The sequence below is a fragment of the Agrobacterium larrymoorei genome, assembly GCF_030819275.1.
GTDB classification, from domain to species: domain Bacteria; phylum Pseudomonadota; class Alphaproteobacteria; order Rhizobiales; family Rhizobiaceae; genus Agrobacterium; species Agrobacterium larrymoorei_B.
This window is the reverse complement of sequence record NZ_JAUTBL010000002.1, coordinates 2,622,315-2,638,760: the sequence shown is the minus strand read 5'-3', so window position 1 is coordinate 2,638,760 and position 16,446 is coordinate 2,622,315. Positions and strand designations below refer to the sequence as shown.

Annotated in this window: 13 protein-coding genes, 1 pseudogene and 1 riboswitch; of the genes and pseudogenes, 6 read left to right on the top strand and 8 right to left on the bottom strand. The window is 61.4% G+C overall.

Translation table 11 applies throughout. The features are described 5' to 3' along the window. Positions 1–3 precede the first annotated feature (3 nt). The 6 genes and pseudogenes from QE408_RS21405 to QE408_RS21380 form a co-directional block, all read right to left on the bottom strand. Positions 4–2,721: an ABC transporter ATP-binding protein gene (locus QE408_RS21405; protein ID WP_306934483.1), complete on the bottom strand. Its 2,718-nt coding sequence runs from the start codon at positions 2,719–2,721 to the stop codon at positions 4–6. 176 nt (positions 2,722–2,897) lie between these two features. After that, positions 2,898–5,363 carry a glycosyl hydrolase 2 galactose-binding domain-containing protein gene (locus tag QE408_RS21400; RefSeq protein ID WP_306934482.1) on the bottom strand — a complete coding sequence of 822 codons (2,466 nt, stop codon included), beginning with the start codon at positions 5,361–5,363 and terminating at the stop codon, positions 2,898–2,900. Continuing rightward, positions 5,360–6,346: a DUF1839 family protein gene (locus tag QE408_RS21395; RefSeq protein WP_306934481.1), complete on the bottom strand. Its 987-nt coding sequence runs from the start codon at positions 6,344–6,346 to the stop codon at positions 5,360–5,362. Before QE408_RS21395 ends, QE408_RS21400 begins: the two co-directional genes overlap by 4 nt. 37 nt (positions 6,347–6,383) lie before the next feature. Continuing rightward, complete coding sequence (locus QE408_RS21390) at positions 6,384–7,295, bottom strand: amino acid--[acyl-carrier-protein] ligase (protein ID WP_062444285.1); 912 nt, start codon at positions 7,293–7,295, stop codon at positions 6,384–6,386. A 4-nt stretch (positions 7,296–7,299) separates the two neighbouring features. Next, positions 7,300–8,482: pseudogene (locus QE408_RS21385) on the bottom strand (acyl-CoA dehydrogenase family protein). Then, entirely contained in the window at positions 8,482–8,733 is a 252-nt protein-coding gene (locus QE408_RS21380) for an acyl carrier protein (protein ID WP_306934480.1), read from the bottom strand. The pseudogene QE408_RS21385 and the gene QE408_RS21380 overlap by 1 nt, the downstream one beginning before the upstream one ends. Positions 8,734–8,909: 176 nt before the next feature. Continuing rightward, positions 8,910–9,021, top strand: a riboswitch (TPP riboswitch). A 106-nt stretch (positions 9,022–9,127) separates the two neighbouring features. Between QE408_RS21380 and thiC the strand changes: the two genes are divergently transcribed. The 6 genes from thiC to QE408_RS21350 all read left to right on the top strand — a co-directional run bounded on the left by thiC (position 9,128) and on the right by QE408_RS21350 (position 14,650). Then, positions 9,128–10,951, top strand: a complete 1,824-nt coding sequence (gene thiC / locus QE408_RS21375; RefSeq protein ID WP_306934479.1) for a phosphomethylpyrimidine synthase ThiC — start codon at positions 9,128–9,130, stop codon at positions 10,949–10,951. Position 10,952: 1 nt separating this feature from the next. Next, entirely contained in the window at positions 10,953–11,948 is a 996-nt protein-coding gene (gene thiO, locus QE408_RS21370; protein ID WP_306934478.1) for a glycine oxidase ThiO, read from the top strand. After that, entirely contained in the window at positions 11,917–12,114 is a 198-nt protein-coding gene (gene thiS / locus QE408_RS21365) for a sulfur carrier protein ThiS (protein ID WP_113227452.1), read from the top strand. The genes thiO and thiS overlap by 32 nt, the downstream gene beginning before the upstream one ends. 3 nt (positions 12,115–12,117) lie before the next feature. Then, entirely contained in the window at positions 12,118–12,891 is a 774-nt protein-coding gene (locus QE408_RS21360) for a thiazole synthase (RefSeq protein ID WP_306934477.1), read from the top strand. Positions 12,892–13,250: 359 nt separating this feature from the next. Continuing rightward, positions 13,251–14,258 (top strand): P1 family peptidase, encoded by a 1,008-nt coding sequence (locus QE408_RS21355; protein ID WP_306934912.1) that lies wholly within the window; start codon positions 13,251–13,253, stop codon positions 14,256–14,258. Beyond that, complete coding sequence (locus QE408_RS21350) at positions 14,255–14,650, top strand: winged helix-turn-helix domain-containing protein (RefSeq protein WP_306934476.1); 396 nt, start codon at positions 14,255–14,257, stop codon at positions 14,648–14,650. The genes QE408_RS21355 and QE408_RS21350 overlap by 4 nt, the downstream gene beginning before the upstream one ends. 7 nt (positions 14,651–14,657) lie before the next feature. On the opposite strand, the gene modC is transcribed toward QE408_RS21350, so the two are convergent. Both modC and modB read right to left on the bottom strand, forming a co-directional pair. Then, the gene (modC, locus tag QE408_RS21345) at positions 14,658–15,731 is read right to left on the bottom strand and encodes a molybdenum ABC transporter ATP-binding protein (protein ID WP_306934475.1); all 1,074 of its coding nucleotides are present in this window, start codon (positions 15,729–15,731) and stop codon (positions 14,658–14,660) included. Continuing rightward, the gene (gene modB / locus QE408_RS21340; RefSeq protein WP_130976815.1) at positions 15,728–16,429 is read right to left on the bottom strand and encodes a molybdate ABC transporter permease subunit; all 702 of its coding nucleotides are present in this window, start codon (positions 16,427–16,429) and stop codon (positions 15,728–15,730) included. Before modB ends, modC begins: the two co-directional genes overlap by 4 nt. Between the last annotated feature and the right edge of the window lie 17 nt (positions 16,430–16,446).

The following is a 16,446-nucleotide window of genomic DNA, read 5'->3' as shown; positions in this document are numbered from 1 at the left end:
ATGTCAGGCCGCGATCATTTCCTTGAATGTACCGTTTTCTTGCATAAGAGTCTCGTATGATCCGTCTGCGACAATTGTACCGTGGTTAACGACGATAACCCTATCGAACATCTTCGAAAGCGACGGGTTCGACAAGACCCATAGAATTGCTGGATTTGCGCCATCTCGCCTCAGGAAGGCGATGACTTTGTCGACGATTTCCTGCTGCATGCGATGGTCGAGACCCGGTAGCGGACGGTTGAGCACGTAGTAATCCGAGCGTCGCATCAAGGCGCGCGCGAGATTGAGTTTCTGGCGCTGCAACGGGCCAAGCCGCTTGCCGCCGGCACCGAGGTTGAATTCCAGCCCCACGGCGAGAACGCGCTCATAGACACCCTGCTTGCGCATGGCATCGGCGACGATCCGGGTGATGCGGCGCGAGGCGTCGGTGTAACGATGGCTCACCTTGCCGAACAGGATGTTGTCGAGCAGGCTTGTCGACGTGGCATATTGATCCGGGTCGTAAGGCTCGATCACGTCCCGAAGATCCTCCGGCAGGTTCTCGTGGAACATGTGGCGCACTTCGACGATCCGGTTCATCACTTCGGGCGTCAACAGGCCGAAACGCTGTCTCGGTTCGACATAGAAGAAGCTGAGGCGGATCATCGCGCGGCGGTCGGCCTCGCTTGCATCGTCGTAATGCTTGCCCTGGAGGCGCTGCAAAATCTGCTGATAGTTTGGAATGTCGTCTGCCGTCATGAAGGTCAGCTGCTGGTAAAGCGGATGATCCGGCGGCAGATCGCTGAAGATTTCGACGATGTTTTCGGCAATCGTATAGCCCATGTCGAAGAGCGTATGGGAAAGGCCCGTTCCGCGCATCAAGGACAGGAAGTATTTGCTTTCGATGATCTTGTTGCTGCCCGTTTGGGCGTCGCGCATCGTGCCGAACAGGATGTTTTCGCCGACTGTCGCTTCGGTGTTGTAGCTGTCGGGCTCAAAGGGAACGATGAGACCGGAGAGGTTCTCGCGCTCCAATTCGCTGCGCAGCGCCCGGCGCAATTCGACAATGCGGGCTGCCAGATGCAGGTCGCTCATCGGGTCGATGGAGGAGCGGAGCGCAAATTCCAGAACGTCTTGCGAAAGCTGCACCGTATCCAAAACCGCAAGCATAGACTTGAGGAAGTATTCCGGATCCTCGCGGCCTGCGGGGCTGGACTGGTAATCGATCCAATCACCGTTCAGATCCATGTCCGGATTCTCAGCGAGCTTGGCCTCGCGAATTTCCCATTTGCGGTGCTCGAGCTCGCTTCCCTCATATTGCTTGGGTTTGAGCGGCGCATGCTTCAGCCCGTAGAGAAGATTGTCCTTCAGGCTTGCATGGAAGAAGTAGGTATCGGCCGAGACATAGGAAATGCGCCGCCCGGTGACGGATTCGGGCAGCTCATGGAAATCGGTGTCGCCGATGGAAATCTTGCCCGATGTCGGCCACAGCGTGCGTCCCAAGGCATCCGCCAGCGCCTCGCCACCGGCGCTGCCGACGACCGCGATGGTCTCGCCGGGATTGATGGTGAGCGTTGCCTGATCGAGCAGCCGCGTGCCGCTATCGTCATCGAGCGAAAGCGCCGAAATGACGATCGGGCCGGTGATTGCGGCCGCTGCCGCCGGCGCCAGTTCCTGGATCTTCGGGTCGATCATGCTTGGAGAATCGAACTGTTCGAAGACCTGTTCGTACTTCACCTGCACGTCCTGACGCGCCTGATCCCAGTCGATCAGCTCTTTCAAAGGGCCGGGCAGTTCCTTGTAGGCGTTGATGACGGCAACGAGCTGACCGACGTCGAGACTGCCGCGCAGTGTCAGATAACCGCCGACCGCATAGAAGAAGAAAGGCGTCAGCTGCGCCAGGAAGTTGTTGATGAACTTGACCAGGAACTTCCATTGATAAAGGTCGTAGCGGATCTTGAAGATCTGGCCGAGGCGCTGGCCGGCATCGGCTCTTTCATAGTTCGATGTATCATAGGCATGAATGGTGCCGATGCCATCGACCATTTCGCCGATGCGACCGGCAAGTTCGCGCGCGGTCAGCTGTCTCTGGCGTCCAAGTTCGATCAGGCGGCGGCGCATTTTCGGGATGATGCCGACCTGGATGGCGGCCATGAAGGCGGCAATCATGCCGAGCCAGAAATTCTGCACGAGAATGAAGAAGAGCGCCGACAGCGCCTGGCCGCCAAGCAGCGCCGGCTGCACGAAGGCGTCACCGGTAAAGCCGCCGAGCGGCTCCACCTCGTCCTTGATCATGCTGGAGATTTCCGCGCCCTTGACGCGTTTGAAATGCGTGGGCGGAAAGCGCAGGACCCGGTCGATCAGCTGGAAGCGGATGCGACGCAGCAGCCGCTCGCCCAGCCGGCCCTTGTAGGTGTTGATGTAATATTTGAAGAGGCCGTTGACGATGACGAGCGCCAGGAAGGTGAGGCTGAGCCCCATCAGCGTCGCCATGCGGTTCAGCTCGATGCCCGGAAACAGCGTGACGGTGCCGTAATAGGGTATACTCAGCGTCAGATGCATGAAGAGCTGGGTGGCGTTGGCGCCTTCGAAGCCATCGCCCTGGATCGGGCCGTTGACGATCTGCTTGGGCAGATCGAAGGCCAGGAAGTAGGGGATCATCGACAGCGCCACGATCAGCAGAATGAAAAGCTGCTGATTCCTGGTGTGCGTCCAGATGTAACGCGTCAGACTTTTTTCCATCGAGGACTTCTATGCCGTGCCGGATAAAGTGGAAGGTAATGGATGTTGATGCGCGCGTCAAAGCGGCTCCGGAGGGGTAAGGGAGCGCTTAAACGGGTAAGGGATATGGTGGTTCACCTACCGGTGAAACAAGTCGCTTCACTACAACATTGGCCGGAAAACCGAAACATTTTTTATCAATACCGAAAATGCTGACGTGACCCAAGCGACCGGATCTCGCCATGGGGCTCGGCGGGTGCATTCTCGTTTGCGATCAGCTCGATGGTCCTGGCCTCTGCCGGTGCCAGATGAAACCAGTCGTCGGCCGGGCGGAAACCTTCGGCGCTGATCGTGATCGACTGCGCGAACCGGTCCGTGGTCACCGTCAGGAACCAGCGGCCGTCCCTCTGCTCGGTCGTCGCCGTCAGCGTCGCAGGATGCATCGCGGCGGCGCGGCCACGCGGAAAATGGAAGGCTTCAGCAATCGGCTCTCCCGTCACGGCGTCCTTCAGGCCGGCAATCGTCACATCATGGGCGGGCGGGCCAAATCGATAGGCATAGGTGGTATCGAAAAAGGCGCCGAAACAATCGGTGGCGGCAAGGCTTGCCTTGGATCGCGGCGCAAGTTCGAGCTGCTTCTGGCCTCGAACGACGGGCTGCAGGCCATCACGCAGGCAGGCGAGTTCGACAATGAGGCCGCGCGTTTCCGCCGTCTCGTTGACGAGATGAACGGCAAGCCCGTTGGTGCCCTCGTCCGTCAGGATCAGCTGCACGGGGCGAAAGGCGCGTTTCAGCCCATACCATGCCGACTTCGGCTCGCCGGTCGAATCGATCACGCCCCAGCCGGCGCCCGGCACGAGGTCCTGAAGGGTCAGCACCATGGCGCCCTGGCAGGAGGAGCCGTTGCGCCGCCATTCGCCATAGGTCGTTTCCATCACCTCGGCAATTGCCGCCCGCGAGAGGTCGAGATAGCGCTCGCCATCCTCGCGCCGCGTCCGCGACGGGTCGAGGTCATAGAGGAGGTTCAGATAATGGTCGCGCACATCCTCGAAATCCCAGGAGGCGCCGCGATCGCGCGGCACGCGGGCTTTCCATACTGGATGATGAACGGCGGCAACGGGGAGATGCCGATCGAGCGTCTTCTGCTGCGGCACATTGGCGAAGGCGAGGCACTCGCCCGCAAAGCGCACATCGGCGCGCCGCGCATCGTCTAGCGGGCGGCAATAGGCGCCCACACCGTAATAATGGCCGACCTTCTCGTCGGTGAAGAAGGGCTGTGCGCCGCCAAAGGGTGAGTTCGGGACATAGGCGATGTCGGAGCGACGCGCTTTGATGAAGCGCGGCAATATCTCCTCGGTCAGCGGACCTTTCCAGAAGCTCTCGCCGAGGCCCAGCATCGCGCCCTGCTGGTACATTTCGCTGCCCCCGCAGATCACGGTCAGCGAGGGAGAGAGCGCCGCATTCGCCATAAGATCCGCCGTTTCCTTCTCGATATGGGCGACGAAGCCTTCGTCCTTCGCCGGGTAATCGAAATTGGCGAGCATCATGTCCTGCCAGACTATCAGGCCGACTTCATCGCAAAGGCTGAAAAAATCTCTGGTCTCATAGGCCATGGTTCCGCCAATGCGGATCATGTTCATGCCCGCCTCTGCGGCAAGGCGCAGCCAGGGTGCGTAGTCCTCTTTGGCGCCGGGAAGCCGGACGATATCGGCGTTGGACCAGACGGCACCCCGGCAGAAAATGGCGACGCCGTTGATCGTCACGCCAAAGCCTTTGCCATCCGCACCATGATCGATCTCGATGCGGCGGAAGCTGGTTTTGCCAAGCGTGTGCGTCTTGCCGTCGATGCGCAGGTGAACCTCGTGCAGCGTCGGCGTGCCATGGGTGGCGGGCCACCAGGGCTCTATATCTGGGAGGCGCAGCTCGGCTGAGAAGAGACCGTCCGAGACGGGCTCAAGTTTTTGCCAGCGATCCCCACAACCGATCTCGATAACGGACGAGGACCGCGCTTCAACGGTGACACGGAGGATGCCAACGCCATCTTCTGTCAATTCGGTGGCGAAGGAGGTGAGGTCGAAATCCGCGTCGCCCTCACGCACAAGCCGGATTGGGCGCCATGGTCCTGCGGCGTGAATCTCCGGGCACCAGCCGGGCATGTAACCCAGCGCTGTCGTGCGGATCAGCCGAAGCCCCTGCGTCGACATCATCTGCGGACGCCAGCGGGCGCGAGGGCCGGTCTTTTCCAGATGGGGTCTCAGGGCGCGAAAGCAGATCGCCAGCTCATCCGTGCCGGAAAGCGTGACGCCAACCTCCAGCGCCTCGAACATGCTGGCGGAGTGCGCGATAGGCTCGTCGTTCAGATAGATGTCGGCGATGGTCGCAAGGCCATCGAAATGCACCGTCGCGGTCTGTGGGGCAGCGGTTTCGAGTGTCAGTCGGTACCAGGCATCGAGATGGTTGAGCGGCTTCGGATCGAAGCGGTCGAAGCTACCAGCCTTCTCCAGCGCCTCGGCGACGGTGCCGGGAACCGGTGCTGCAAGGCTTTCCGAACCTGTTGGGATGTTGGATGGGCGCTCGCAGGCATTGGCTTGCGTCAATGTCAGCGTCCAACCCTCCGTCAGCCATTGGCCGGGGAGGGCGTCATGTCGAAGGCTCGCGCTCACGCGGCCTCGCTGGCGGCATCGAGATGGGAATTGAGCTTGGCCATCAGCGCGTCCCAGGCGTCAGCCGCCGGATTAAGAGCGGTGGCGAGCGGCTCGAACTTGCGACGCGCCACGGCGCGTGCCAGCTGGAACTGCACCGTCTTTGCCACTTCGGCGATCTTCAGCGCCTCGGCGGCTGCGTCATCGAAAGCCTGTGGTCCGGCAAGCCATTGCAGGTGGCTGGCGGCGAGTTCGAAATTGGCGCCGAGCTGGCGCAGCGTGTTGAAGGCGTATTTGTGGAAGAAGCCGAAGGGCCGGTCGGCAACCTTTTCCACCTGTGCCGGGAAGACCTGCGAGAAGGCCCGGATAGGATTGTCCGCCGGTCGTCTGGAAAAATGCTGCACCAGCAGGCGCTCTGCAACTGCGCGGCGGCGCTCTTCGGGGACCGGCTTTTCCGGGAATTTGGCGAATTCCGCATAGGGCAGGAAGGGCGGTTCGCCCTCTTTCAGATGGTGCTGGAACACGCCCGCATAGTCCTCGCCTTCCAGCGCGAAGTAGCCGGCGTTGTGGAAATAGTCGAGCTTGAGATTGGCGCGATCGATGCGGTTGATGGCAATCGTCGTCTTGCCGTGATCGTTTCGGTAACCGACCCCATGGGTATCCGGCAGGTAGAAGCTGTTCACCTCGATCAGGGAAATGCGGCCGCGCTTCAGCTGCGTTTCGATATGGGTCTCGACATTGTCGAAGATCGCAAGCTCTGTCGAGCGGATGCCGTAGAGCGCTTCTAGATCTTCGAGCGGCATCTTGAAGAAGGTGAAGTGGTCGCCCTCGAAGTCCTGCGTCAAGGTAAAGCCGAACATGGCTTCCGGCGGCAGGCCGCACGAGGCGACAAGCTCGATCCATAGATCGACAAAGCAATTGGTTTCCGGCCACATCCTGTCGGATGCGTGGAGCAGGTGAGGGACATGGCTCTCAGGGCTCAGGGCCGGAAAAATTGCCGTCATGCAAACCTCAATTTCTTAGGCCTCAATTCTGAAGGCCTCAGTTCCACAGCGTGTCGCGAACCGACTGCGGCCATTGATCGACATCCAGTCCGTGCTTGGCAAGGAGGGCGAGCGCCAGTCGCTCCAGGCCGAAGCCGACGCAGGCGGTGTGGGCGACAGAGCCGTCCGCAAGGTTCAAGCCCCACTTCGCGCCGAAGGCATCCTGGTGGTAGTTGAAGCTCATGCAGGCGGTCAGGTTGGTCGTCGACGTGACCGGGATCAGCAGTTCGAACTTCAGGTTCTGGTCGCGCTGGTTGTTGGCCAGCATACGGCCTGCGCGTCCGAAGAAGGGATCGTTGGCGATATCGAGCTTCACGTCGAGGCCGATGCCTTCCATCATTGCCACGCCGCGATCCATCCACAGCTGGCGGAAATCCGTGACGTCGCTTTCTGTGCCCATGCGCACATATTCGCGCATGCGGAAGAGCTGCTGGCGCGCCGGGTCCTTTGAGGGCTCATGGCGGAAGCAGTAGGACTGAATGTCGTAGAGACCGCCGCCATCGGGCAGATTGCCGCGCTTGGCAATGGTCGGGTAGAGCGGATAGCAGGCGGCCGGTGTGAGCACGATATCGGTGATCTTCTGGTCTTTCGCCCAGTCGTCGCCGCCCTCATCCATTGTCTTCAACAGGTTGACGTGGTCGAGCTCGCAGCCGCAGAAGGAATGGACGGTACCGGCAAGCTGCGGGAAGCTCTTCATGTAGCCGCTTTTTTCGAAATAAGCGCGGTTGATGCCGGGCGGAAAGCGGATCGCCTCGGCCTTATCGCCGGCTCCCACCTTGCTGACTAGGCTTTCGAGACCGGTGATCACGTCTTCGAACTGACCGCTTCGGCCATAGAGACCGTCGACGCCGGTATCGATGAGCAAACCCTTGTCGAAGAGCCTGTCGAGGAAAGATGTTTGTGCGTCCATGGTCCTACCTCAGAAGGCTCGTATCCTGCTTTTGAACCAGCAGGAGATTGGCGGAATTGCTCAGGATTCGATCGTTGGAAATCATCAGCCGGGCGGAATGCGCGTCACGCAGGTGACGGCCAAGGCTATAGGGCGTGCCGTTCTTGTAGCCCATGATGCCGCAGATCAGCAGGGCATGGTCGATGATTTCCAGAATGGTCTCAGACGAGCAGATCTTGACGTTGTTCATGGCAATGGCAAAGCCCATCGACATCAGCTTGTCCGGGTCGGCTTTCGTCTCGTCATAGGCCTTGATGCCGGCAATCACGTTGGATTTGACGATCTGCAGCTTGTTCGACACTTCGGCAAGTCGCAGCGCGCCGGGGGGTGCGGACCCTGGCGATTTGCGGGCGGCGGCGCGCACGAAGCTTTGCGCCCGTGCCACCGCGTCAGACGCGATGCCATACCAGACGCCGCTCCACAGAAGATGCGATGTGGCGAGCATGGATTGGGCCGCGATCTCGGCAAACGGCTTGGGGAAAATCTGTTCAGCCGGTGCCTCGCCCTTGAACAGGAAACCGTCGGAGCGGGTTCCGCGCATGCCAAGCGTATCCCAGACATGGGTGCGCTCAAGGCTGTATTGGTCCTTCAAAAACACCGTCATCACCTGATCGGAGGGAGCGGCATCCTTGTGGGAACGCGAGGTGATGAGAATGGCGTCGGCTTCGCTGCCATAGGAAATAACGGTCGCGTCTTTTTCCAGGCGGCAGGTGTCACCATCCACTTCGATGGCGCAGATGGAATTGCGAAGATTGCCGCCAATGCCGCCTTCGGTGGTGGCGGAGGCGAGCAGCAATTGTTCGTTTGCCAAGCGGCGCATGAAGGCGCTGTGCCATTGACTGTCTTCACCGTGTTCCACAAGGCTCGATGCCTTGATGTGGTGCATGGCGTAGATCATGGCCGTTGCCGAACAGGACTGTCCCCAGAATGGAACAGATATCCGCAAGCTCCAGCATGGTGGCACCTTCGCCGCCCATATGAACCGGAACCTGGATGCCGAGCAGCTTTTCCTCGCGAAGCGCGTCTACGGCCTCTTTCGGGAAGCGGCCTTCGGTATCCACCGCATCGGCATGTTTTGCGGCAATCGCCGCCACCCGCGCCGCCCGGGCGCTCAGTGCTTCACGGTGAGGCGCGACGGCGAGGTTCATCAGGCAGCCTCTCTCCCGTCGAGAATGGCTTTGACCGTGGTTTCGATGGCGGCGATGCTGGCAAAGGATTTGCGGTTCAGCATGCTGTCGGGAAACTCGATGTCGAATGCCTCTTCCAGGCCCAGCATCAGCTGCACGGAGGCGAAGGAGGACAGACCCGCGGCATAAAGATCGGCATCGTCGGCAAGCGTGTCGACGGAAACGGGAAGCTGGCCGAATTTTGCCAGCACCTCACGGATAGTAGAATTCATCTCAAGTATCTCCCTTTAACTGGAGTCATTATCGCATAACTTCTGAGTTACATTTAAAAACATAACATTGTTATAAATGGTGGGGTTAATTTCCGGTGACATTGCTTGGTGCGCTATTCAGTTTCAGCGCAACCGACAGCCAGCTTGACAATCGGCGCCATGAGGTTTTTGATTGCGCCATTCACCAGGGGGGTCCCGGCAAGGGGCTGAGATACTGCTAGAGCGCGCAGTGACCCGTTGAACCTGATCCAGTTCATACTGGCGTAGGGACGGTGCAAACGCGGGCATTCTGGCAAAACCGGCTTCACGCCGGGGAACCGTCGTCATTTCTATCCCGCGCTTTTCGTCTTCATGCTCGAACTGGGTCTCCACTGTTCTGCTTTGGAGCCTCACGATGAACATTGCCGCTAAAAATCTCACACCCACCGTCACCACCGGTCCGCTGCCGGCCTCCACCAAGGTGCACAAGCCGGGCATTCTCCACCCGCATATCCGCGTGCCGATGCGCGAAATCGCGGTCCATCCCACCGCCGGCGAGCCGCCGGTGACCGTCTATGATGCCTCCGGTCCCTATACCGATCCGACGCATCTTGTGAACATCGATGCCGGTCTGCCGCGCCATCGTCAGGAATGGGTTCTGGCGCGCGGCGATGTCGAAGCCTATGAGGGCCGGCATGTGAAGCCGGAAGACAATGGCTTTGCCACCGGCGAGCGCCTGACACCGGAATTTCCGGTGCGCAACCAGCCGCTGCGGGCCAGGGATGGCAAGGCCGTCACCCAGCTGGCCTATGCGCGGGCGGGCATCATCACGCCGGAGATGGAATATATCGCCATTCGCGAAAATCTCGGGCGCGAGGCGGCGCAGGAGAAGCTTGTCCGCGATGGTGAAAGCTTCGGCGCACATATTCCAGACCACGTCACACCGGAATTCGTCCGCCAGGAAGTGGCTTCCGGGCGCGCTATCATCCCCTCCAACATCAACCACCCGGAAGCCGAGCCGATGATCATCGGGCGGAATTTCTTGGTCAAGATCAACGCCAATATCGGCAATTCCGCCGTCACCTCCTCCATGGCGGAAGAGGTGGAAAAAATGGTCTGGGCCACGCGCTGGGGTGCCGATACGGTGATGGATCTCTCCACTGGGCGCAACATTCACAATATCCGCGAATGGATCATCCGCAATTCGCCGGTCCCGATCGGCACGGTGCCGCTCTATCAGGCGCTGGAAAAGGTCAACGGCATTGCCGAGGATCTGACCTGGGAGGTGTTCCGCGACACGCTGATCGAGCAAGCGGAACAGGGCGTGGATTATTTCACCATCCATGCGGGTGTGCGCCTGCATTACATTCCGCTGACCGTCAATCGCGTCACCGGCATCGTCTCGCGCGGCGGGTCGATCATGGCCAAGTGGTGTCTGCATCACCACAAGGAAAGCTTCCTCTACGAGCATTTTGACGAGATCTGCGACATTTGTCGGGCTTACGACGTGTCGTTCTCGCTGGGGGATGGCCTGCGTCCGGGCTCGATTGCCGACGCCAATGATGCGGCGCAATTTGCCGAGCTGGAGACGCTTGGCGAGTTGACGCAGATCGCCTGGGCCAAGGATTGCCAGGTGATGATCGAAGGCCCCGGCCATGTGCCGATGCACAAGATCAAGGAGAATATGGACAAGCAGCTGAAGACTTGCGGCGAGGCACCCTTCTACACGCTTGGGCCGCTCACCACCGACATTGCGCCGGGTTACGACCACATCACATCGGGCATCGGTGCGGCGATGATCGGCTGGTTCGGCACGGCGATGCTCTGCTATGTCACGCCGAAGGAGCATCTGGGCCTGCCGGATCGAAACGACGTGAAGGTCGGTGTCATCACCTACAAGATCGCGGCGCATGCCGCCGATCTCGCCAAGGGGCATCCAGCGGCGCAGCTGCGCGACGATGCGCTGTCGCGTGCCCGCTTCGAATTCCGCTGGGAAGATCAGTTCAACCTGTCGCTCGATCCTGAAACGGCGCGCTCCTATCACGACGAGACGCTGCCGAAGGAAGCGCACAAGGTCGCGCATTTCTGCTCCATGTGCGGGCCGAAATTCTGCTCCATGCGCATTTCCCACGATATTCGTGCGGAAGCCCAGAAGGAGGGGCTGGAGGCCATGGCGGAGAAATTCCGCCGGGGTGGCGATCTCTACATGCCGCTGGAAAAGCCGGTTCCCGGTGAATGAGATGCGCATTCTCATCAAAGGGGCAGGCGTTGCCGGTCTGACGGCTGCCCTTGAGCTGACGCTGCGCGGTTTTGCAGTGGCGGTGTTCGACACCGCCCCTCAGATCGGTCGCGGCGCATCCTGGTTTGCCGGCGGCATGCTGGCGCCCTGGTGCGAATGCGAAAGCGCCGAACAGGCGGTGCTCGATCTTGGCCAGGCGGCGCTCGACTGGTGGGACGAGGCCACACCCGGCCTCGTCACCCGCAATGGCACTTTGGTGGTCGCACCCGCACGAGACAAGGCGGAACTCTTGCGCTTTGCCTCACGTACCAGCGGCTACCGGGTGGTGGGTGAAGACGAGATTGCCGCGCTGGAGCCGGACCTTGCCGGGCGGTTCCGGCATGGGCTGTTCTTCGAGGGCGAAGGGCATCTCGATCCGCGGCTGGCGATGGTGGCGCTGCATCGGTGTTTGCTGGAAAGTGGCGTGGTCTTCCATCTGGGTGGTGAGGCAATCGATGAAGGCGGCTTCGACCGCATCGTCGATTGTACCGGCCATACGCGGGTGGGCTCGCTCTCGGGGCTTCGGGGCGTGCGCGGCGAAATGCTCTATCTCGCGACCGGCGAGGTTTCGCTGTCGCGCCCGGTGCGGCTCCTGCATCCGCGCATCCCGCTCTACATCGTCCCGCGTGAGCCGGGGCGCTTCATGGTGGGGGCGACGATGATCGAGACGGAGGAGGCGGGGCCGATTTCCGCCCGCTCGATGATGGAGTTTCTGAACGCGGCTTACGCGCTGCACCCGTCTTTCGGAGAAGCGCAGATCATCGAAAGCGGTACCGGCATCCGGCCTGCCTTTCCCGACAATCTTCCGCGCATTGTCCAAGGGGGCAAGACGCTCTTCGTCAATGGTGCGCACCGGCACGGCTTCCTGCTCTCGCCTGCCATGGCGCGGCAGGCCGCCGATTTTCTTCAGCAAGAGGAGGTATTCCATGCGGATCCACGTCAACGGCGAAGTGCATGATCTTTCCGCCGCCACGCTGTCAGAACTTCTTTTCGCGCTCGATTTCGAGGGCGACTGGCTGGCAACGGCGGTGAATGGCGATCTCGTCCATGCGGAGGATCGCCCGCAATTTCAATTGAAGGATTCCGACCGGATCGAAATCCTTTCCCCCATGCAGGGAGGGTAAACCATGTTTCGATTGTATGATCGCGATGTCAGCTCGCGGCTGCTGCTGGGTACGGCGCGCTATCCATCGCCCGCCGTTCTGGCGGATGCCGTTCGCGCCAGCAAGACTGACATTCTGACCATTTCGCTCCGGCGCGAAACGGCAGGCGGCAAAAAGGGCGGGCAGTTCTTCGAGCTGATCCGTGAACTCGACCGCCTCATCCTGCCCAACACGGCGGGCTGCCACACCGCCAAGGAAGCGGTGTTGACGGCGAAGATGGCGCGCGAGGTGTTCAAGACCAACTGGATCAAGCTGGAGGTGATCGGCCATCACGACACACTCCAGCCGGATGTCTTCGCGCTGGTGGAGGCGGCCCGCATTCTCTCAGACGAGGGGTTCGAGGTGTTTCCCTATACGACCGACGATCTGGTGGTGGCGGAAAGACTGCTCGATGCGGGCTGCAAGGTGCTGATGCCCTGGTGCGCACCGATCGGCAGCGCCATGGGACCGCTGAACCTCGTGGCACTCAAATCCATGCGGGCGCATTTCCCCGATGTGCCGATGATCGTCGACGCCGGCATTGGCCGCCCATCGCATGCGGCAACGGTGATGGAGCTTGGCTATGACGCGGTGCTGCTGAACACTGCGGTGGCCGGTGCCGGCAATCCGGTGATCATGGCGGGCGCCTTTGCGAAAGCCGTCACGGCAGGGCGTGAGGCCTATCTCTCCGGCATGCTGGAACCCCGCGATATGGCGGTACCGTCCACGCCGGTGATTGGCACGGCGGTGTTTTCGTGAGGGCTTGGTAGGGGGTGGCGCCCTTGTCATGTTGTGCGCGAGGTCTCCTGCTCCCGGACTTGATCCACTGCTATCCGGTTTGAATGTCTGGTCTGAATCTGCCGCACACCCCCCTCTGCCCTGCCGGGCATCTCCCCCTCAAGGGGGGAGATCGAACTGTTGCACCGTCTCGCCCCAAACCCTGGTGGGATAGGACATGCGAAGAGCGCCGCTTGCCGATCTCCCCCCTTGAGGGGGAGATGTCCGGCAGGACAGAGGGGGGTGCGGTACGGCGCGGAGCTCACGTCGTTCCACGACACCCTAAGCCTGCAATTGACAACACCTCCCCACAGCGGGATACCGGCATGACAACAGAAGGAATGCCGCCCTTGCATAATCTGCTGACCGATATTGACGGCGTTGCGGTGGGCCATGCCACCGATCTGGCGCTTGGCTCCGGCGTGACGGCCATCGTCTTCGATGAACCGGCGATTGCCTCCGGCTCGGTTCTGGGCGGCGCGCCGGGTGGGCGCGATACGGCCCTTCTCGATCCATCCATGACGGTGGAGGCGGTGGATGCCTTCGTGCTGTCCGGTGGATCGGCCTATGGGCTGGATGCGGCGGGTGGCGTGCAGGCGGGGTTGCGGCAGGCCGGGCGCGGCTTTCCGGTGGGCAACACCCGCGTGCCGATCGTGCCGCAGGCGATCCTGATGGATCTCTTGAATGGCGGCAACAAGGATTGGGGTCTGCATTCGCCCTATCGCGATATGGGGTATGAGGCGTTCAAGGCTGCCTCGCACGAACCCTTTGCGCTTGGCACCGTGGGTGCCGGAACGGGCGCCTCTACGGCAACGGTAAAGGGTGGGCTTGGCTCTGCCAGTGCCAAAACATCATCCGGCATTACCATCGCAGCCATCGTCGCCGTCAACGCTATGGGCACGGCAACGGTGGGTACGACGCGCCACTTCTGGGCGGCCCCGTTTGAGCGTCAAAGTGAGTTTGGCGGGCTTGGCTTACCAGCGCAGTTTACCGAGTCCGATACGGCGTTGCGCTTTAAGGGCATGAGGCCGATTGCCACCACCATTGGCGCGGTGGTGACAGATGCGGTGCTGACCAAGGCGCAGGCGCACCGGCTTTCGATCCTGGCGCATGATGGGCTTGCCCGCGCCGTGCTGCCCTCGCATCTTTCCGGCGATGGCGACACGATGTTTGCCGCCGCGACGGGCAGACGCCCGCTCTCGCAGCCGAGCGATTTTGCCGAACTCTGCCATCTCGCCACGCTTGTCATGGCGCGTGCCATTGCCCGCGGTGTGTTCGAGGCGAGCGCGCTTCCGCATGAAGGTGCGCAGTCCTCCTGGCAGGCTCGCTTCGGAGCCGCGCAGCCATGAGCGACACGCCATCGCGCCCGCCTCTCAAACCGGTGCTGCGGGTGGATTTTCCGCCTAACGAGCGGCTTGGTCGCGGCAAGATCGAGCTGATGGAGCATATCGTCGCCACCGGCTCTATTTCTGCGGCCGGACGCGCCATGGACATGTCCTATCGCCGCGCCTGGCTGCTGGTGGATGCGCTGAACCACATGTTCCAAGAGCCGGTGATCGAATCGCAGCGCGGCGGCAAGCAGGGCGGCGGCGCGGGGCTGACGCCGTTTGGCGAAGAGCTTCTGCTGCGCTTTCGCGGCATGGAAGCGCGGATGCGCGAGACGCTGCAGGCCGATCTCGATTGGCTGGAAGCCAACCGGGCAGCCGACGATCGCAAGACGCAGGATGTGCCCTCTCGATAGGCCCCACTCAATAGGGATCAAGTGCCGCCGATTTGACGATGGCGAAGACCGGGCTTCCGGCTTTGAGCGACAGCCGCTCGATGGAAAGGCTTGTTAGCCGCGATTGGATGAGGGTGCCGTTGCATTCCACCTGCACCAGCGCCATGCCATCAGCAAGCGCAATGCTCGTGATGCGGCCTTCGAGAATATTGAGCGCGCTCAAACCCTCCGGCCGCACCGTTGCCAGCATCACGTCTCGCGCCGGAATATGCACGCGCACCGCCTTGCCGGGCTCTGCGCTTTGGGCGGGTACCTGAAGCGCGGTCTGGCCCAGCCGAACGGTCGCGAGCCGATGGGCGGAATCGAATGCCTCCACCGTGCCGGAGAGAATGCTGCCTGCTTCGCGCCGCTCCAGATAGGTGCTGAAGGCGGGCTGCGAGAGGATATCCGAGGCCGGGCCTGCGGCATCGATCCTGCCATCCTTCATTACCACCACCTGGTCTGCCAGGCGCGAAACTTCGCTCACTGAGTGGCTGACATAAAGGATCGGAATGGTCGTTTCGTCGCGCAGCCGCTCCAGATAGGGAATGATCTCGGCCTTGCGCGCCTCGTCGAGGGCGGCCAGCGGCTCGTCCATCAACAGGAGGCGGGGGGAGGAGAGGAGCGCCCGGCCAATCGCCACGCGTTGCTTTTCGCCACCGGAGAGCTTTTCCGGCCGCCGCTGCAACAGCGCACCAATACCGAGCATTTCGATCACATGGGACGTGACCGCCGCATCGCTACGCGCACCGGAAAACCAGCGGCCATAATGCAGGTTCTGCTCCACGCTCAAATGCGGAAAAAGCCGCGCTTCCTGAAACACATAGCCGAAGCGCCTCTTATGCGCGGGCGTGAAGATGCGTTTCTGCCGATCCGCCAGCACCGCGCCATCCAGCTCGATCCGCCCTTCATCCGGCTTTACCAGCCCGGCAATGATGCGCATTACCGAGGTCTTGCCGGAGCCCGAGCGGCCGAAAAGCGCGGTCACGCCCTTGTCTGCGGTAAAACCCGCATCCAGCGTGAAGCTGCCCAGCCTGTGGCGGGCGTTGAAAGACAGCGTCATGGCCCGGCCACCCTTCTGCTGACCATGCGCGCCAGAAATTCTGACGCCAGCAGCGCCACCATGGAAATGACGATCGCCACCAGCGTCAGGCGCATGGCGCCCGCATCGCCGCCCGGCACCTGGGTGAGGCTATAGATCGCCGCAGAGAGCGTTTGCGTTTCGCCGGGAATATTGGAGACGAAGGTAATGGTCGCGCCAAACTCGCCCATCGCCTTGGCAAAGGCGAGGATCATCCCGGCGATGATACCGGGAAGGGTGAGCGGCAGTGTCACCGTCAGGAACACCCAGAGTGGGCTTGCGCCGAGCGTTCCCGCCGCCTCCTCCAGCTTGCGATCCACCGCCTCGATCGACAGGCGGATGGAGCGCACCATCAGCGGAAAGGCCATGATGGCGCAGGCAAGGGCCGCACCCGTCCAGCGGAAGGAAAAGACAATGCCGAAATGCTGATCGAGAAAGGCGCCGATCACGCCCTTGCGGCCAAAGAGGATCAAAAGCAGAAAGCCGGTGACGACCGGCGGCAGGATCAGTGGCAGATGCACGATGCCATTCAGCAGCGACTTGCCGAAGAACCGCCCGCGCGCCAGCGCCAGCGCAATCAGAATGCCGAAGGGAAGGCTTGCCAGCATGGCAACGGTCGAGACCCACAGGCTCAACCGTATCGCCGTCCATTCCTCCGCACTCAGCGACAACCAGTCCAAACTGCCATTCCTGTTCT